Origin of the sequence: Brevundimonas vesicularis (assembly GCF_014204545.1) — a bacterium.
In the GTDB taxonomy this organism is placed as follows: Bacteria; Pseudomonadota; Alphaproteobacteria; order Caulobacterales; family Caulobacteraceae; genus Brevundimonas; species Brevundimonas vesicularis_B.
In genome coordinates this window covers 409,217-427,015 of the sequence record NZ_JACHLJ010000003.1, presented here as the reverse complement: position 1 = coordinate 427,015, position 17,799 = coordinate 409,217, and the positions used below count along the sequence as shown (strand labels likewise).

Annotated in this window: 17 protein-coding genes; 7 read left to right on the top strand and 10 right to left on the bottom strand. The window is 67.3% G+C overall.

Annotated features, from left to right (window positions below):
• Positions 1 to 5: 5 nt before the first annotated feature.
• A complete protein-coding gene (dnaQ, locus tag HNP47_RS13835) occupies positions 6 to 728 on the top strand; it encodes a DNA polymerase III subunit epsilon (RefSeq protein WP_184279977.1) in 723 nt (240 codons plus the stop codon).
• Between the two features lie 65 nt (positions 729 to 793).
• Here dnaQ and dapB read toward each other — a convergent pair whose 3' ends face one another.
• From dapB to dnaK, 3 genes are all read right to left on the bottom strand, one after another.
• Complete coding sequence (dapB, locus tag HNP47_RS13830; protein WP_184279976.1) at positions 794 to 1,543, bottom strand: 4-hydroxy-tetrahydrodipicolinate reductase; 750 nt, start codon at positions 1,541 to 1,543, stop codon at positions 794 to 796.
• Positions 1,540 to 2,742, bottom strand: coding sequence for a molecular chaperone DnaJ (dnaJ, locus tag HNP47_RS13825; RefSeq protein WP_184279975.1), 1,203 nt, complete (start codon positions 2,740 to 2,742; stop codon positions 1,540 to 1,542). The genes dapB and dnaJ overlap by 4 nt, the downstream gene beginning before the upstream one ends.
• Before the next feature lie 175 nt (positions 2,743 to 2,917).
• A complete protein-coding gene (gene dnaK, locus HNP47_RS13820; protein ID WP_255353582.1) occupies positions 2,918 to 4,858 on the bottom strand; it encodes a molecular chaperone DnaK in 1,941 nt (646 codons plus the stop codon).
• A 257-nt stretch (positions 4,859 to 5,115) separates the two neighbouring features.
• Here dnaK and HNP47_RS13815 point away from each other — a divergent pair, with 257 nt between their 5' ends.
• Genes HNP47_RS13815 through HNP47_RS13795 form a run of 5 tightly spaced genes read left to right on the top strand, consistent with a single transcriptional unit; the run spans position 5,116 to position 8,344 of the window.
• Positions 5,116 to 5,484 carry a hypothetical protein gene (locus tag HNP47_RS13815; RefSeq protein WP_184279974.1) on the top strand — a complete coding sequence of 123 codons (369 nt, stop codon included), beginning with the start codon at positions 5,116 to 5,118 and terminating at the stop codon, positions 5,482 to 5,484.
• Positions 5,447 to 6,085, top strand: a complete 639-nt coding sequence (locus HNP47_RS13810; protein ID WP_184279973.1) for an alpha-ketoglutarate-dependent dioxygenase AlkB — start codon at positions 5,447 to 5,449, stop codon at positions 6,083 to 6,085. Before HNP47_RS13815 ends, HNP47_RS13810 begins: the two co-directional genes overlap by 38 nt.
• A gap of 52 nt (positions 6,086 to 6,137) precedes the next feature.
• Positions 6,138 to 6,887 carry a dienelactone hydrolase family protein gene (locus HNP47_RS13805; protein ID WP_184279972.1) on the top strand — a complete coding sequence of 250 codons (750 nt, stop codon included), beginning with the start codon at positions 6,138 to 6,140 and terminating at the stop codon, positions 6,885 to 6,887.
• Between the two features lie 58 nt (positions 6,888 to 6,945).
• A complete protein-coding gene (locus tag HNP47_RS13800; protein WP_184279971.1) occupies positions 6,946 to 7,425 on the top strand; it encodes an Rrf2 family transcriptional regulator in 480 nt (159 codons plus the stop codon).
• Positions 7,403 to 8,344, top strand: a complete 942-nt coding sequence (locus HNP47_RS13795; protein WP_260394863.1) for an NAD(P)/FAD-dependent oxidoreductase — start codon at positions 7,403 to 7,405, stop codon at positions 8,342 to 8,344. Before HNP47_RS13800 ends, HNP47_RS13795 begins: the two co-directional genes overlap by 23 nt.
• Here HNP47_RS13795 and HNP47_RS13790 read toward each other — a convergent pair.
• The 5 genes from HNP47_RS13790 to typA all read right to left on the bottom strand — a co-directional run bounded on the left by HNP47_RS13790 (position 8,341) and on the right by typA (position 16,329).
• Positions 8,341 to 8,805, bottom strand: coding sequence for an OsmC family protein (locus HNP47_RS13790; protein ID WP_184279970.1), 465 nt, complete (start codon positions 8,803 to 8,805; stop codon positions 8,341 to 8,343). The genes HNP47_RS13795 and HNP47_RS13790 overlap by 4 nt on opposite strands.
• On the bottom strand, positions 8,805 to 9,848 hold the full coding sequence (gene trpS / locus HNP47_RS13785; RefSeq protein ID WP_184279969.1) for a tryptophan--tRNA ligase: 1,044 nt from the start codon (positions 9,846 to 9,848) through the stop codon (positions 8,805 to 8,807). Before trpS ends, HNP47_RS13790 begins: the two co-directional genes overlap by 1 nt.
• Positions 9,849 to 9,973: 125 nt before the next feature.
• Positions 9,974 to 11,569, bottom strand: a complete 1,596-nt coding sequence (gene murJ / locus HNP47_RS13780; RefSeq protein ID WP_184279968.1) for a murein biosynthesis integral membrane protein MurJ — start codon at positions 11,567 to 11,569, stop codon at positions 9,974 to 9,976.
• A gap of 170 nt (positions 11,570 to 11,739) precedes the next feature.
• Positions 11,740 to 14,445, bottom strand: a complete 2,706-nt coding sequence (glnD, locus tag HNP47_RS13775; protein WP_184279967.1) for a [protein-PII] uridylyltransferase — start codon at positions 14,443 to 14,445, stop codon at positions 11,740 to 11,742.
• Between the two features lie 51 nt (positions 14,446 to 14,496).
• Positions 14,497 to 16,329 carry a translational GTPase TypA gene (gene typA / locus HNP47_RS13770; protein ID WP_184279966.1) on the bottom strand — a complete coding sequence of 611 codons (1,833 nt, stop codon included), beginning with the start codon at positions 16,327 to 16,329 and terminating at the stop codon, positions 14,497 to 14,499.
• Positions 16,330 to 16,561: 232 nt separating this feature from the next.
• Between typA and HNP47_RS13765 the strand changes: the two genes are divergently transcribed.
• The gene (locus HNP47_RS13765) at positions 16,562 to 16,867 is read left to right on the top strand and encodes a UrcA family protein (RefSeq protein WP_184279965.1); all 306 of its coding nucleotides are present in this window, start codon (positions 16,562 to 16,564) and stop codon (positions 16,865 to 16,867) included.
• On the opposite strand, the gene HNP47_RS13760 is transcribed toward HNP47_RS13765, so the two are convergent.
• Together HNP47_RS13760 and HNP47_RS13755 are read right to left on the bottom strand one after the other, a co-directional pair.
• Positions 16,864 to 17,361, bottom strand: a complete 498-nt coding sequence (locus HNP47_RS13760; RefSeq protein ID WP_184279964.1) for a GNAT family N-acetyltransferase — start codon at positions 17,359 to 17,361, stop codon at positions 16,864 to 16,866. The genes HNP47_RS13765 and HNP47_RS13760 overlap by 4 nt on opposite strands.
• Positions 17,361 to 17,795 (bottom strand): DUF1178 family protein, encoded by a 435-nt coding sequence (locus HNP47_RS13755; RefSeq protein WP_184279963.1) that lies wholly within the window; start codon positions 17,793 to 17,795, stop codon positions 17,361 to 17,363. Before HNP47_RS13755 ends, HNP47_RS13760 begins: the two co-directional genes overlap by 1 nt.
• Positions 17,796 to 17,799 lie beyond the last annotated feature (4 nt).

Here is a 17,799-nt window from a genome sequence, read left to right as displayed (position 1 = left end):
GGCGGATGGCGCGCGAGATCGTTCTGGATACGGAAACCACCGGCTTCGACCCCAAGACGGGCGACCGGCTGATCGAGGTCGGCTGTATCGAGATTCAGGATTTGCTGCCGACGGGGCGGACCTTCCATCGGTTCGTCAATCCCGAGCGGCTGATCCCGCCCGACGCCATCCGGGTTCACGGCATCACCGACGAGAAGGTCAAGGATGCGCCCAAGTTCGCCGAGATCGCCGACGAGCTGATCGAATTCATCGGCGATGCGCAGATGATCGCCCACAACGCTGCCTTCGACCGCAACTTCATCGACTTCGAATATGCGCGGTGCGGCCGGCCGATCACCGGCGAGGCGCGCTGGATCGATACGCTGAAACTGGCCCAGACGCGGTTCCCGGGCATGCCCAACTCGCTGGACGCCCTGTGCAAACGCTACAAGGTGTCGCTGGTCGAGCGGACGCTGCACGGCGCCCTGATCGACGCCCGTCTGCTGGCTGAGGTCTATCTGGAGCTTCGTGGCGGCAAGGAGCGGGTGCTGGACCTGTCGTCCGCGCCGGTCGGTCGCGGTCCCGGCGGCGTCATCGAAACCGCCGCCTACGGCCAGCGTCCCCGCCCCCTGGCGCCGCGCTCCACGCGTGAGGAACAGGCCGCCCACGTCGCCTTCCTCGCCAAGGCGCTGAAGGACCGGTCGCTGTGGGAGGCCTACGGCCTGCCCACTCAGGAAGACGCGGCTTAGTCTCTTTTAGCGCTCAAGTCGTGAGCGACCGCGTTGTGAACGTAGCGGCGCGCACCGCCTCAGGCTTATGCCTGCCGGAAGCCCAGCACGTCCTGCATGTCATAGAGACCGGGCCCTCGCGTTCGCACCCATGCGGCGGCGGCGACAGCGCCCTTTGCGAACAGCGACCGATCGATCGCCGAATGACTGAGGGTCAGCACCTCGTCTTCCGATGCGAACAGCACCGTGTGCTCGCCGATGATGCCGCCGGCGCGGATAGAGGAGAAACCGATCTTGCCGCTCTCGCGCTCGCCCTGGACCCCGTCATAGGGTTTGGAGCGCAGGTCATCCAGATCCGCGAACCGACCCTCGGCGGCGGCTTCGCCCAGCATCAGGGCCGTGCCCGACGGTGAATCCACTTTCCGGCGGTGGTGGGCCTCGGTGATCTCGATGTCCCAATCCTGGGCGTCCAGACGTTGGGCCGCGTGCTGGACAAGGCCGATCAGGATGTTCACGCCCAGGGAAAAGTTGCCGCTCTTGACGATGGCGACCTTCTCGGCGGCCTTCATCAGCTCGGCCTCCTGCTCGTCCGTGAAGCCGGTCGAACCGATCACCAAGGCCGGGCCGCCGCGCTCGGCCGCGCCCTGGGCCAGGGCCACCGAGGCGGCCGGGGTCGAGAAGTCGATGATCACGTCGCACAGCGACAGGTCGGCGGTTTCGCCCCAATCGAAGCGGGCGGCGACCACCACGTCTTCGCGGGCATCCAGAACCTGAGAGACCGCACGCCCCATCCGGCCGCGATAGCCGGAAATGCCGGCGTGGAAGATTGCGCTCAAACCGCGTTCTCTTTCGACCCGTCCGCGTCCTGACTGCCCAGGATGTCGGCCCAGAAACGCTTCGCCTTTCCGGCAAAGCTGGAATTCCTGGGGTTCTGCCCCTCCCCGAACGACAGGGCAAGCTCTTCCAGCAACTCACGCTGGCGCGCGGTCAGATCGGTGGGCGTCTCGACGAACAGTTCGACCACCAGATCGCCCCGGTTGCGGCCGTTCAGATGGGGCATGCCCTTGCCCTTGATGCGTACGGTCTTGCCGGTCTGGGCGCCGGCCGGCACGGCGACCGAGGCCTTGCACTTGCCGTCGCAGGCCGTTGAGACCAGGCAAGGGGCGTCGATCTCGCCGCCCAGGGCCGCCACCGTCATCGGCACGGGCACGGTGACCAGCAGGTCCAGGTTGTCGCGCTCGAACAGGTCGTGCGGCGTTACCGAGATGAAGACGTACAGATCGCCGCGCGGTCCGCCGCGCTGGCCCGCATCGCCCTCGCCCGACAGACGAATGCGCGAACCGTCGTCCACGCCGGCGGGGATCTTCAGGTTCAGGGTGCGGGTTTTGCGCACCTGGCCGTGCCCGTGGCAGGTGGTGCAGGGATCGGCGATCATCTGACCCTGGCCGTGGCAGCGGGGGCAGGTGCGCTCGACCTGGAAGAAGCCGTTGGCCTGACGCACGCGACCGGCGCCCTGGCAGGTAGTGCAGGTGACGGGCTTGGTGCCCGGCTTGGCGCCGGACCCCTCGCAGGTGTCGCAGGTCATGGTGGAGGGGATGTCGATCTCGACGTCCTCGCCCTTGTAGGCCTGCTCCAGGGTGATCTCCAGATCGTAGCGCAGGTCCGAGCCCCGGCGCGGTCCGCCCTGCTGGCCCCGGCCCTGGCGTCCGCCGAACGCGTCGCCGAACGCATCGCCAAAGACCTGGGAGAAGATGTCGTTGATGTCCGAGAAGCCCTGGCCGCCCTGGCCGAAGGGATTGCCGCCCCCACCGCCGTTCACGCCCGCATGGCCGTAACGATCATAGGCCGCGCGCTTGTTGTCGTCCGACAGCACCGTATAGGCCTCGGACAGCTCCTTGAACTTGACCATCGACTCTTCCGAGCCGCCGTTGCGGTCCGGGTGGTGGATCATGGCCAGCTTGCGGTAGGCGGCTTTCAGGCCGGGGGCGTCGATCGTGCGTTCGACACCCAGAACTTCGTAATAATCACGCGCCATCGGGCGTTCGTCCTCATACTTCCCCGTTCGCTTTCGCCTCGCCTCTTATCGAGCGTTGGTCGAAATCGATGTCCCGGCTGACATGGGGTCCGGGACCAATGATGCAAGTTTCATGAAAAGGCCCCGCCTATCGCAAGACAAGCGGGGCCATATCATTTCAGCGATCTGTGACGGATCAGGCGCTCTTCTTGTCGTCGCCGTCAGTGTCAGACACTTCCTCGAACTCGGCGTCGACCACGCCGTCGTCAGCCGGCTGGCCTTCGGCGGCGGCGTCGCCCTGCTGCTGGGCGTACATGGCTTCACCCAGCTTCATCGAGGCCTGGACCAAGGTGTTGGTCTTGGCGCGGATGTCTTCCGGGTCGGTGCCTTCGCGCGCGGTCTTCAGCTCGGCCAGGCCGGTCTCGATAGCCGTTTTTTCGTCCGCGCCGACCTTGTCGCCGTGTTCGGCCAGGGCCTTCTCGGTCGAGTGGATCAGGCTGTCGGCGGCGTTCTGCGCCTCGACCAGATCCTTCTTGGCCTTGTCGGTGGCGGCGTTGGCCTCGGCTTCCTTGACCATCTTGTCGATGTCGGCGTCCGACAGGCCGCCGTTCGCCTGGATGCGGATCGACTGCTCCTTGTTGGTCGCCTTGTCCTTGGCCGAGACGTTGACGATGCCGTTGGCGTCGATGTCGAAGGCGACCTCGATCTGCGGCATGCCGCGCGGTGCGGGCGGAATGCCCATCAGGTCGAACTGGCCCAGCATCTTGTTGTCCGACGCCATCGGACGCTCGCCTTGGAAGACCCGGATCGTCACGGCCGACTGGTTGTCGTCGGCGGTCGAGAAGGTCTGGCTCTTCTTGGTCGGGATCGTCGTGTTGCGCTCGATCAGGGGCGTGAACACGCCGCCCAGGGTTTCGATGCCCAGGGTAAGCGGCGTCACGTCCAGCAGCAGCACGTCCTTGACGTCGCCTTGCAGAACGCCGGCCTGAACGGCGGCGCCCAGAGCCACGACTTCGTCAGGGTTCACGCCCTTGTGCGGTTCCTTGCCGAAGAAGGCCTTCACGGCTTCCACGACCTTGGGCATGCGGGTCATGCCGCCGACCAGAACCACTTCGTCGATGTCCGAGGCCTTCAGGCCGGCGTCCGCCAGAGCCTTCTTGCACGGCTCGATCGTGCGTTGGACCAGATCCTCGACCAGGCTTTCCAGCTTGGCGCGCGTCAGCTTGATGTTCAGGTGCAGCGGACCCGAGGCGTTCATGGTGATGAACGGCAGGTTGACCTCGTATTGGGTCGTTGTCGACAGCTCCTTCTTGGCCTTTTCGGCCTCTTCCTTCAGGCGCTGCAGGGCCAGCTTGTCCTGGCGCAGGTCGACCGACTGCTCCTTCTTGAACTCGTCGGCCAGGTAGTCGACCAGCCGCAGGTCGAAGTCCTCGCCGCCCAGGAAGGTGTCGCCGTTGGTCGACTTCACCTCGAACACGCCGTCGCCAATCTCCAGGATCGAGACGTCGAAGGTGCCACCGCCCAGGTCATAGACGGCGATCTTCTGGCCGTCGTTCTTTTCCAGACCATAGGCCAGGGCCGCCGCGGTCGGCTCGTTGATGATGCGCAGCACTTCCAGGCCGGCGATCTTGCCGGCGTCCTTGGTGGCCTGACGCTGGCTGTCGTTGAAGTAGGCCGGCACGGTGATCACGGCCTGGGTGACCTTGTCGCCCAGATAGGCCTCGGCCGCTTCCTTCATCTTGGTCAGGGTGAAGGCCGAAATCTGCTGCGGGGAATAGTCCTTGCCGAAGGCGCGCACCCAGGCGTCGCCGTTCGGGCCCTTGACGATCTCATAGGGCACCATGCCCTTGTCCTTGGCGACGACGGGATCATCGAAGTTGCGGCCGATCAGGCGCTTGATCGCGAAGAAGGTGTTGGACGGGTTGGTGACGGCCTGGCGCTTGGCGGGTTGGCCCACCAGCACTTCCGCGCCGTCCTGGATCGCCACGACCGACGGGGTCGTGCGGTTGCCCTCGGCGTTTTCGATCACCTTCGGCGTCTTGCCGTCCATGACGGCGACGCACGAGTTGGTGGTGCCCAGGTCGATGCCGATAATCTTGGCCATGTGTTCTTCAGTCTCTCTGGTTCGGCGGGCGATGCGGCGGCCTTCGACGAAGCGCCGCGCGTGACCGCCCCCGGTTGGGTTGGCGTGGATCAGGCTGGATAGCCCCAAGTTTCGCGGGGTTTCTCCGAAGCTGGCCCCGATATGGGAAAATCCCCCCCGCCCGCAAGGGCGTTATGCGATTCAAAGCTTTCGAAGAACGCGGAAATTCGAAGATGCGGAGACAGCGATCGTCAGGCATAAGATTTCCCATCGCGCTCTGGGGATCGCGATCGAGGAAGGGAGAGGAAACAATGATCAAGACCACGCTCAAGGCCGTCGTCGCGGCAGCCGTTCTTGTCGGCTCCGCTGCGGCGGCCGCGCCGCCTGCTGCGACGCCCATGGTGCAGTCGAAGGACAGCTATGATCGGCACGTCACCATCAAGAACCGCACCGGCTGGACCATGTTGCGATTCTACGCGTCGGATTCCCGTAGCGACGACTGGGAAGAGGACATCCTGGGTTCGGACGTTCTGGAAAACGGGCAGGATGTGCGCATCAACATCGATGACGGCTCGGGCGCCTGCATCTATGACTTCAAGGCCGAGTTCACCAACGGTCAGGAGCTGACGCGGTCGCGCATCAATGTCTGTGAGGTCAGCGAATACACCTACACCCGTTGAGGTGAAGACCGCCGTCGAGGGCTTCCGGTTCTGGCCGGGGGCGCTCGATGCCGCGGCGCAGGCTGATCTGGTCGCCGAGGTGTTCGCCCGGCTGGATGACGCGCCCCTCTATCAGCCGACCACGCCGGGCGGGCGGCCCTTTTCGGTTCAGATGAGCAACTTCGGGCCGCTGGGCTGGGTCTCTGACCGGAGCGGCTATCGCTATCAGTCGACCCATCCCGAGACCGGGCGACCCTGGCCCGCGATCCCGACTGTGCTGCTCGACCTGTGGGACGCCACGGTCGGCTGGCCCACGCCGCCGGACGCCTGTCTGGTCAATCTGTATCGCGATGCGGCGAAGATGGGCCTGCACCAGGACAAGGACGAGGCCGACCTCGGCGCGCCCGTCCTGTCGGTATCCCTGGGAGACACGGCGACGTTCCGCATCGGCGCGGCGGACGGCGGACGCACCACGACGCTGAGGCTGGACAGCGGCGACGTCTGCGCCCTGACCGGACCCGCGCGCCTGGCCCGCCACGGCGTCGACCGCGTGCTGGCCGGATCGTCGCGCCTGATCCCCGGCGGCGGCCGGCTGAACCTGACGCTGCGCTGCGCCGGTTGAGCGCCTGATTTTTGGACTGGCTTTCGACGGCAAGCTGCGGCGTAACTCGGGAATGGACGACCTGAAGCGCCGCTGGGCCCGCCTCGAACCCCACATCACCGTCGTGGGCCCCGACGACGACCGGCCCCGGCCGGCGGTGCTGTTGTTCCACGGCTGCGGGGGTCTGCGTGATCACCTGCCTCGCTATGCCGAGGTCGCCAAGGCAGCGGGCTGGCGCGCCTTCATCGTCGATTCCTACGGCCCTCGCGGCTGGGGTCGGGCCTTCACTCTAACGGCGGTCTGCACGGGCCTGTCGTTTCGGGGTTATGAGCGGGTGGGCGACGTCCTGGCGGCGATCCAGGGCATTTCGGCACGCCCCGATGTCGAGGCGACGAAGCTGGCCCTGGCCGGTTGGAGCCACGGCGGTTGGTCGATCATGGAGATGATGAGCGGCGCGCCGACGCCCGGCGCCTTTGGCGTGACCGATCCCGCCGAGGCCAGCCTGTCCGGCGTCAAGGCGGTGTGGCTGGCCTATCCCTACATCGGCCCGTTCGCCTTCAACCGGCTGAAGCCCTGGCGGCATTGCCCGCGCGTCCTGGCCGTCACCTGCAAGCGCGACCACCTGACGACCGTGCGCAACGCCGAGCAGGTCAACGCCATGATCCGAAACTGCGGCTCCCAGGTCGAAAGCTGGATCGCCGAGGGCACTCACGCTTTCGACGAACCGACCAACAACGGCCCGATGCGCCACGATCCTACCCTGACGGTCGAGGCCCTGTGCCGTTTCGGTGCCTTCCTGACCGACGCCGTCCCACACGGGTGAAAAAGAAAACTGACCCGCAGTCTTGACGGGCGACGCATCACGTAACAATTGTGGTTACATGAAAAGGGATTCCCGTCTGTCCAACATCCTCCACGCTCTGCTGCACATGGCCGAGCATGAGACACGAACCGGCTCGCCCATGACCTCGGATCAGCTAGCGGTCTGCCTTTCGACAAATCCGGTGGTGGTGCGCCGAACCATGGCCGGTCTGCGCGAGCAGGGATTGGTGGCGTCGGAGAAGGGGCATGGCGGCGGCTGGCGTCTGTCGCGACCGCTGGATCAGGTCACCCTGGGCCAGGTGAGCACTGCCCTCGGCGGGGCGGATTTGTTTCCGGCCGCTCCGCCTGTCGAGGCCGACGGCTGCCTGGTCGAGGCGGCGGTCAATGATGCACTGGCCGAAACCTACGCCGCGGCCCGCGCCCTGCTGATCGCGCGCCTGAACGACATCACCCTGGCCGATCTGGCGGCGGATTTCTCGCGCCGCATGGCCGAACATCCCAAGAGAGACCTACTCCATGCCCACGACCGAAAGTCCTGACGTCATGCCGCACGACGCCCTGATCATCGGCGGCTCCTACGCCGGCCTGTCCGCCGCCATGCAGCTGGTCCGCGCGCGCCGCCGCGTTCTGGTCATCGACGACGGCCGGCCGCGCAATCGGTTCGCCGCTCGCGCCCATGGCGTCCTGACGAATGACGGAAAGCCCGGCGCCGAGATCACGGCGTCGGCCCGGGCCCAGGTCGCGGCCTATCCGACCGCCGCCTTCCGCATGGCGGAGGCGGTCGAGGTCGAACGGATCGATGGCGGTTTCTCGGTCGCCTTCGCTGACGGCACACGCACGCGCGGTCGCCGGCTGCTGCTGTCGCACGGGGTCGAGGACGTGCTGGCCGACATCCCGGGGGTGAAGGAACGCTGGGGCCGCACCGCCCTGCACTGTCCCTGGTGCCACGGCTATGAGATCGGCGGCGGCCCTATCGGCGTGCTGGGGCGCGGCGATCACGCGGTCCAGTATGCGGCCACGGTCGCCGAATGGGGCCAGGTCACCCTGTTCATGGATCTGGATGTCGGCCTGTCGCCCGAGGACGCCCATCTGCTGGATCGACGCGGGGTCACCATCGAGGCCACGCCAATCGCGCGGCTGGAGGGCGAGGCGCCGGGCCTGAGCGGCGCTCGGCTGACCGATGGACGGTTCGTCGAGCTGAAGGCCATCTTTGTCGGCGCCAATGTGAGCGTCGCCAGCCCCTTCGCCGAGCGGCTGGGCTGCGAGATGACCGATACCCCGATGGGGCGGGTGATCAAGGTGGACGCCATGCAGCAGACGACCCAGCCGGGCGTCTTCGCCGCCGGCGATCTTGCGCGCGCCGCCTCCAACATCACCCTGGCGACCTCGGACGGCATGATCGCCGCCCACGCCCTGTTCAGGTCCCTGGTCGAGGAAGAGACGGCGGTCGCCGCCTAGCGGATCGTCGCTTCGACCGTGATGGTCGCGCGGACCGAATGGGCCATTTCGCAATGGTCGTGGGCCTGGTGATGCAGGGCGTCGATCTCGGCCTGGTCAGGCTCGCGGCCGGTGAAGCTGGTGAAGGGGCGCAGCGTCACCTCGGCGAGGTAGCGATTGCCGTCATCGTCCTTGCCCATCTTGCCCGACGCCTCGTCGACATAGGTGTCGACCACCAGGCCGGCGTTGGCGGCGAAGGCCAGAAACCACAGCATGTGGCAGCTGGACAGAGAGGCGATCATCGCCTCTTCCGGATCGACGCCGGCCGGATCGGACATCGGCACGGGCACGCTGGAGGGCGCCGACGACCCCGGCACCACCGCCCCGCCGTCGAAGCTCCACGAATGGGCGCGGCTGTAACCCTTGTCGAGAAAGGGCTGATCGCCCCGGTTCCAGACGACCTTGGCCTCGTAGACGCCCATTACGCCCTCCAGAAGCCGACGATCTTCTTGACCTCGTCCACCACGGGATCGGCGACCTCGGCGGCGCGCTCGGCGCCGGCCTTCAGCACGCGGTCGATCTCGGCCGGATCGTCCATCAGGTGGCGCATTTCGGCCGTCACGGGCGCCAGCGATGACACCGCCAGGTCCGCTAGCGCCGGCTTGAAGGCGCCGAAGCCCTGGCCGCCGAACTGTGCGATCACCTGTTCGCGGGTCAGGCCCGCCAGCGCCGCATAGATGGCGACCAGATTCTTGGCCTCGGGCCGTTCATTCAGGCCGTCCAGGGTTTCCGGCAATGGCTCGGGATCGGTCTTGGCCTTCTTGATCTTGGAGGCGATCGTGTCGGCGTCGTCCGTCAGGTTGATGCGGCTGTTGTCGGACGGGTCCGACTTGGACATCTTGGCCGCTCCGTCACGCAGGGACATGACGCGGGTCGCCGGCCCCTGGATGATCGGCTCAGGCACGGGGAAGAAGCCGGGAACGCCGAAGTCGTTGTTGAACTTGGCGGCGATGTCGCGGGTCAGCTCCAGATGCTGCTTCTGGTCCTCGCCGACCGGCACTTCGGTGGCCTTGTACAGCAGGATGTCGGCCGCCTGGAGCACGGGATAGGTGTAGAGACCGACCGAGGAGCGTTCCTTGTGCTTGCCCGACTTCTCCTTGAACTGGGTCATCCGGTCGAGCCAGCCGAGGCGGGCGACGCAGTTGAAGATCCAGGCCAGTTCCGCATGGGCGCGCACGGCCGACTGCGGGAAGATGATCGCCTTTTCCGGATCCAGGCCCGAGGCGAGATAGGCGGCGGCGATCTCGCGCGTCTGGGCCGTCAGTTTGGCCGGATCCTGCCACACGGTGATGGCGTGCATGTCGGCGACGAAGACATAGACCGGCGCGCCCTGGTCCTGCAGTTCCACGAACCGCTTGAGGGCGCCGAGGTAGTTGCCCAGGTGCAGCGCGCCTGAGGCCTGGATGCCGGACAGGATGCGGCGCGGGCCGTCATAGGTCGCAACGGCGGGGGTCTGGTCGGTCATGGGATCGGGTCTCGGAAGGTCGAAAGGCAGGCGTGGCGAGGCAGGCGGCGGTTCAGCCGCGCCATCGCAGGTCATGGATCAGGCCCGAGGTCGTCATGGCCTCGCGCTTATCGGTTCGCCGCCTGTCAGTCCAGACCGGATACCGCGCCGCCGCCGGGCTCGCGCTTCAGCGTGGCCTTCAGTTCCGAGATGGTGACGGCCCGGAACGCCAGCAGGCAGAAGCCGTAAAGCCCGGCCCCGGCGCCGCAGACCACCAGGACGGCGATCTCCTTGGCCAGGAACAGGCGAGCCAGCTGCGGATAGAAGACGTCGGCGGCGAACAGCAGAGCGGCCATCATGGCGCTGGCGGCGATCACGCGGGCGATGCGCGACAAAAAGGCCGGCGACGGCCGCCAGCTGTTCTCGCGGATCAGGACCCCGGCCAAAAGGGCGACATTCACCCAGGCCGAGGTGCTGGTGGCGATGGCCAGGCCCAGCACCCCGTCCCAACCTTGACGGCGGAACCAGAAGAACAGGGCCGAGCCCAGGATGACGGTTATGACCACGCTGGCCACGGCGAAGATCATCGGACGGCGCGTGTCCTGGCGCGCGAAGAAGGGCGGGGTCAGAACCTTGGCCAGGACGAAGGCCGGCACGCCCCAGGCGAACTGACGCAAAACATCGGCGGTGCGGGCGGCGTCGGCCGAGGTGAAGGCGCCGCGCGTTACGGTCGCGTCGATGATGAAGAAGGGAATGACGAACAGGGCCACGGCCGCCGGCAGGGTGAAGGCCATCGCCAGATTGATGCCGTCGTCCAGCGTCTTCTGCCCGCCCTCGTGATCCCCGTCGACGAACGCCTTGGTCAGGCGCGGCACCAAGGCCAGGCCGATGGCGACCCCCACCAGGCCCAGCGGCAGTTGATACAGCCGGTCGGCGTTATACAGCACCGAGCGCGCGCCCTCGTCCGAGCCGGTCAGGAACTGCGACACCAGAGAGTTGATCTGCAGCGCCCCGCCCGCCAGGGCGCCCGGCACGGCGAGCGCCAGGGTGTGACGCACATTCGGCGTGATGCGCGGCAGGCCAATCTTGAGCCGCACGCCCAGACGCCGCACGCCCCACCACAGCAGACTGGCCTGGATCAGGCCCGACACCGTCACCGCCGCCGTCACCATCAGCAGCACCGTCTCCTGCGGGATCGGCAGGATCAGCGGCGGCATCAGGGCGGCCAGGGTGCACAGGTTCAGAAACACCGGCACGGCCGCCGACAGGGCGAACCGACCGCCCGTGTTCAGTACGCCCGACAGAAGCGAGGCCACGGTCATACAGGCCAGATAGGGCATGGCCAGTTGGGTCGCGATCACGGCGGCGCGCAGCACCTCAGGCTGGCCCTGATAGGCCGACAGCAGCCACGGCATGATCCAGGGCATCACGACCTGCAGCAGGATGCAGAAGCCGGCGACGACCGCCAGCATGAAGCTGAGCGCCTCGGACGCCGTGACGGCGGCGGCTTCCTCGCCCTCGCGCGCCCGAACCCCGCCATAGACCGGCACGAAGGCTTGGGCGAAGGCGCCCTCGGCGAACAGACGGCGGAACATGTTGGGCAGCATCAACGCCGTGGTGAAGGCGTCCATCATCGGTCCCTGGCCGAAGCGCGCCGCCAGCGCCATGTCGCGCACGAAGCCGAGAATTCGACTGCCCAGCGTCAGGGTCGACTGCACCAGGGTGTTTCGGGCGAGGCTCATGCGATCTTTGGCTCTATTCTCCCCGCTCATCCCCGCGAAAGCGGGGATCCAGTGCTTTCGGGGCGCACTGACCTGTCCGGGATTGGCATATCGCCAACTGGAAAGGCCTGATCGCCCAAAGACCTGGGTCCCCGCTTTCGCGGGGATGAGCGGACATCTGATCCTGTCGCTTAGCGCGCTTGTTCGCCGGGCGATACGGGCTTTGCGCGCGGGCTGCGGCGGCCCAGGTCAGAGACGTCGCGCGCGCTGGCGCGGGCCGAGGCGACCTTGCGTCCGGCGGGCGCGGGCGCGCGGCTGTCCAGCACAGCCTCAAGCGCGGTGCGCAGTTCGGCGATCCGCTGTTCCGAGGTGATCTTCCGACCCTTGCGATCCACGACGTAGAAACTGTCCACCGCCCGTTCGCCATAGCTGGCGACATGGGCCGAACGGATGTTCAGCCCCTCGTCGTTGAACACGCGCGAGAGGGCCGCCAGCAGGCCGGGCCGGTCGGCGCCCGAGACCTCGACCACCGTCGCCGTCTCGCTGGCGTGGTGATCAACCATGACCACGGGCCGCACCTCGAAGGCGGCCTTGCGCGCATTGCCGGTCGGATCGGGGGCCTGGCCGATGCGGCCCTCGCCCCGCGCGGCCTTTTCCAGGGCCTCGACCAAAGCCTTCAGGCGACGCGGCTCGGCCTGGCCATAGGGCAGGCCCGCTCCGTCCTGAACACGAAACACGTCCAGAACGACGCCGTCCTCGGTCGCCACGCGGGCGTCGGTCACGTCGGCCCCAAGCGCGGCCATGGTCTGGGCCAGATCGGCGAACAGGCCCGGCCGGTCGGCGGCGGCGATGGAGATTTCGGTGGTCTGGACCGCCAGCCCCTGCACCGGAGCGGTCGGGGCCGCTTCGGCCGCCGCGCCCGTCTCGCGCGCCCGCTGGACCAGGGCGGGATGCGCCGCCAGCGGATCCTCGCGCGTCACGTCCTCGCCCCGGAACAGGGCGGCGACCTGGTTGTAGAGGGTGCGCATCAGCTGACCCTTCCAGCCGTTCCACACCCCCGGCCCCACGGCCCGGATATCGGCGACGGTCAGGACCAGCAGCATTCGCAGTCGCTCGGGATCGCCGACCAGTTCGGCGAAGGCGCGGATGGTCGCCGGGTCCGACAGGTCGCGCTTCTGGGCATAGTCGGACAGCGCCAGATGGCTGCGCACAAGCCAGACGACCAGTTCGATCCGACGCGGATCGACGCCCAGCCGCTCGCACGCCCGGCGCGCGGCGATGGCGCCGTCCTCCAACTGCCCCCGCTCGCCGCCTTTGCCCACGTCGTGCAGCAGCATGCCCAGCATCAGGGCTTCCATGTCCGAGATCAGATGCACGATCTCGCTGGCCATCGGGTGGTCGGTCTTCAGCTTGCCGCGCGCGATGTCGTTGATGATGCCGATGGCCTGAAGCGTGTGCTCGTCGACCGTATAGGCGTGGTACATGTTGAACTGGGTCTGGCCGACGATCCGCCCCCATTCGGGCAGGAATCGCCCCAGCAGGCCCGTCTCGTTCATGATGGTCAGGACGCGATAGGGCCGCTGCCCGTGCGCCAGAACGTCCAAGAACGCCCGCGTCGCCGCCGGATCGCGCCTCAGTCGGGGCGTCACCAGCGACAGAGAGCGCGTCACCGCCGAAAAGGCGTCGGGATGCAGGTCCAGGTCGTGCTTGTCGGCGCAGACGAACAGGGTCAGCAGCTTGACCGGAGCGGCGGCGAACACCTCCGGCCCCTCGACCGACAGACGCCCCTGATCGATCCAGAACCCCTCGACGTCCAGCTTGCGCCGGGGGGCGGGCCGGAACGGCGCCATCAGACGCGACAGGCCATGCGCCGTCTTCTGGTGGCGCGCCTCCAGCTTGGCCGACATGGCGCGGGTCAGGGCGCCGACGTCGCGGGCCACCAGAAAGTATCGCCGCATGAACCGCTCGACCGCCGGTTCGTCGCCGCGCCCACGCCAGCCCATGCGCCGGGCCACCTCGGGCTGCATGTCGAACGTCAGCTTCTCTTCGGCCCGGCCCGCGATCAGATGCAGATGAATGCGGACCCGCCACAGGAAGTCGAACGCCTCGTCCGACGTGCGGCGCTCGCGCGGGGTGAACAGTTCGTCCATCACCGTCGCGCCCAGCCGGCTTTCGGGCGCCAGGGACCGGGCGATCCAGTACAGGGTGTTCAGGTCGCGCAAGCCCCCTTTGCCGTCCTTGACGTTGGGTTCGACCTTGTAGCGGGTCGAGCCGGCCTTCTCGTGCCGGGCGGCCCGCTCCTCCAGCTTGGCGGCGATGAAGGGGCGGGGATCGGATTTCGACACCATGTCGCGAAACCGGCCGATCATCAGCTGGGCCAGCGCCTCGTCCCCCGCCAGCGGACGCGCCTCCAGCAGGGTCGTCCGCACCGTCATGTCGGTTCGCGACAGGCTCAGACATTCCTCGACCGAGCGCACCGCCGACCCGACCTTGGCCCCCAGGTCCCAAAGCACATAGAGCACGAACTGGATCACCTGCTCGCCGCGCGGCGTCGCCTTCGACGACCTCAGGAACAGCAGGTCCAGATCGGAATGGGGCGCCAGCACGCCCCGGCCGTAGCCCCCGACCGCGACAAGGGCCAGCCGCTCGGCCTCGACCGGCGAGGTTGGCCACAACGTCTGGGTCGCCACCCGCCACAGGCCGGCCAGCATCTCGTCGGCGGCCGCGGCGTACAGACGCGCCACGTCGCGACCCTTCATGCCGCCGTCCAGCTTGCGCTCGACCCGGGCGCGGGCGGCGTCATAGGTCTCGCGCAAAACGACAGAGACCGCCGCGCGCGGGTCTTCCGCGCGGGCGGCCTCGTCAAGGCGGTCATCCAGACTGGGCGAGGCGTTCATGTCAGCCGTCTATAGGCCGCATCCCACCGCACGTCAGTCAGGGATTGCTGACTACTCCGGGCGAACGCGCTTCTTGCGGAACGACGGGTTCAGCGTCTGCTTGCGCAGGCGGATGGACTTGGGCGTCACCTCGACCAGCTCATCGTCGTCGATATAGGCGATGGCCTGTTCCAGCGACATCTGGCGCGGCGGGGTCAGGCGAACGGCCTCGTCCTTGCCGGAGGCGCGGACGTTGGTCAGCTGCTTGCCCTTGATCGGGTTGACGTCCAGGTCGTCCCAGCGCGCGTTCTCGCCGATGATCATGCCCTGATAGGTCTTCTCGCCGGCGCCGACGAACATGATGCCGCGGTCTTCCAGGTTCCACAGGGCGAAGGCGGCGGTTTCACCGTCAGAGTTCGAGATCAGAACGCCCTTCAGACGACCGGCGATCGCGCCCTTGTGCGGCTCATAGTGGCTGAACACGCGGTTCAGCACGCCCGAACCGCGCGTGTCGGTCAGGAACTCGCCCTGATAGCCGATCAGCGAACGCGACGGCGCCTTCAGGCTGATGCGGGTCTTGCCGGCGCCCGACGGGCCCATGTCGGTCATTTCGGCCTTACGGGCCGACAGCTTCTCGATGACGATGCCCGAGAACTCGTCGTCGACGTCGATCATGACGTCTTCGATCGGCTCCAGTTTCTCGCCGTTCTCGCCGGTCTGGAACACCACGCGCGGACGCGAGATCGAAACCTCGAAGCCTTCGCGGCGCATGTTTTCGATCAGAACGCCCAGCTGCAGTTCGCCACGGCCGGCGACTTCATAGGCGTCGCCGCCTTCGGTCGTGGTCACGCGGATGGCCACGTTGGCCTCGGCCTCCTTCAGCAGGCGGTCACGGATGACGCGCGACTGGACTTTGTCGCCTTCGCGACCGGCCAGGGGGCTGTCGTTGACCGAGACGGTCATGGAGATGGTGGGCGGATCGATCGGCTGGGCGGGCAGAGGCTCGGTGACCTCCATGGCGCACAGGGTGTCGGCCACGGTCGCCTTGGACATGCCGGCGATGGCGACGATGTCGCCCGCTTCCGAACCCTCGTCCAGGGCCTGACGCTTCAAGCCGCGGAACGCCAGCACCTTAGTGATGCGGCCGCGTTCGATTTCCTTGCCTTCACGGTCCAAGGCGTGGATCGCCATGCCGGGAACGGCCTTGCCGCTTTCGATGCGGCCGGTCAGCAGACGACCCAGGAACGGATCGCTTTCGATCAGCACGTCCAGCATGCGGAAGGGCTTGTCGCGGTTGGCCTGGACGGCGGGCGGCGGGACGTGATCGACGATCAGGTCGAACAGCGGGGCCAGATTGTCGTTGGGCTGGTTCAGGTCCAGCGTCGCCCAGCCGTTGCGGCCCGAGGCGTAGATGTGCGGGAAGTCCAGCTGCTCGTCCGTCGCGCCGATGGCGGCGAACAGGTCGAAGGTTTCGTTGTGGACGCGGTCCGGATCGGCGTGGGCGCGGTCGACCTTGTTGATGCACAGGATCGGTCGCAGGCCCATCTTCAGCGCCTTGGTCAGCACGAACTTGGTCTGGGGCATGACGCCCTCTTCGGCGTCGACCAGGATGACGCAGCCGTCCACCATGCCCAGGATGCGCTCGACCTCGCCGCCGAAGTCGGCGTGGCCGGGGGTGTCGATGATGTTGATGCGGGTTTCGCCCGCCTTGCCGTTCCAGAGCACCGAGGTGCACTTGGCCAGGATGGTGATGCCGCGCTCTTTTTCCTGGTCGTTGGAGTCCATGGCGCGTTCGGTCGTCGCCTCATTGGCTCGGAACACGCCGGATTGGGCGAGCAGTTGGTCAACCAGGGTCGTTTTGCCGTGGTCAACGTGGGCGATGATGGCGACGTTGCGCAGGTTCATTTGAGTATCGCGAAAAGGCGCGGCCGGCATACGGGCGGCCGCTGGTCATGAAAAGGCATGCGGGAGGCGCGCGCCTCTTACAGGCATGTGGACAGAAAGACCAGAGCGGGCGTTCGCCGCGCTGATCGCCGCCTTACCGATATTTCATCCCTGACGCCGCATCCGACGCCGCAGACGGACGCCTCTTTCCCACGACGGGCCTGACGCAGGCCCATTCCGATGGGAGATGACGATGGGTTTGATGATCGCCGCCGCGCTTGCCTCCGCCCTGGCCGCGGGCGAGGCGCCGGACATGCATGTGCACGCCGAGGGGCTGAACATGGCTCGACCGGGCGAGGCCATGATCCTGGCCGGCCGCATCCGCACCGCCAGCCGCGACTGGTGCGCGGTCCATCGCGCGGTCCTGACGCCCGACAGCCTTGGCGACGCCAGCGTCTGCGAGCGTGAAATGAGACGCCGGGCCTATGTCGCCCTGCCCCGTCCTCAACGTATGCATTTCGTGCGTGCGGGCGGCCAGACCGCGCTCAATCGGCGCTAGAGCGGTCGCAGCATATAGCGGGCGTCTGCGCCGTAGCTGGCCAGCTTGGCCGCCATGGCCTCGGCGGGTTGTTCGACGAAACCGTGTCGCGACCAGAAGCCGACGGCGTCATTGACGGCGACCAGGGCGATGGCGGGCCAGCCGTCTTCCGTCGCCTGTTCGGCCAATCGCTCGACGATGGCGCCGGTCACGCCGCCGCCCCGCGCCTCGGGATGCAGGGCCAGATCGTGCAGATAGATCAGGTCCGGCTCGGCCGGCAGGCCTTCGATCACCGTATTCAGCGGCGGCGCGCTCTCGGCCTTCCACGGATAGGCGATCAGATAGCCCCGCGCGGCGCCGTCGCCCCCCTCCAGCACGAAACAGCCGCGCGGATAAAGCGCCAGACGGTTCTGGAAGCAGGCGCGATCCTCGAAATGGTCGGGAAACGACAGCCGCGCCACCTCCACCACCGCATCGATGTCCTTCGGCCTCATGGGCCGCCATTGCAGGGTCATCAGTTCACCTTGGCCGGATCGACGGGCGCAGCCGGCAGGGCTGAGACCGGCACCCCGTCGTCCTTCAGCTTCTTGACCTCGGCGGGCGTGGCCTCGCCATAGATTTCGCGCTTCTCGGACCGACCCTCGTGGATGTCGCGCGCCTCGCGGGCGAAGGTGTCGCCGACATAGTCGAAGTTGGCCTCGACATGGGCGCGAACCTCGCGGGCGGCGGCCATCATCATCGTCTGCATCTTGGCGGCGACGTCAGAGGCGGGATCGGCCTTGCGGGCGCCGCTGACGGCCGGGGCCATGATCGCCTTTTCGACCGCGTGCGATCCGCAGAACGGGCATTCCACCAGCCCCCGCGCCGCCTGATCGTCATAGTCGGTCGAGGAGCCAAACCAGGCTTCGAAGGCGTGGGCCTGGTCGCATTTCAAGGCGTAGCGGATCATGGGG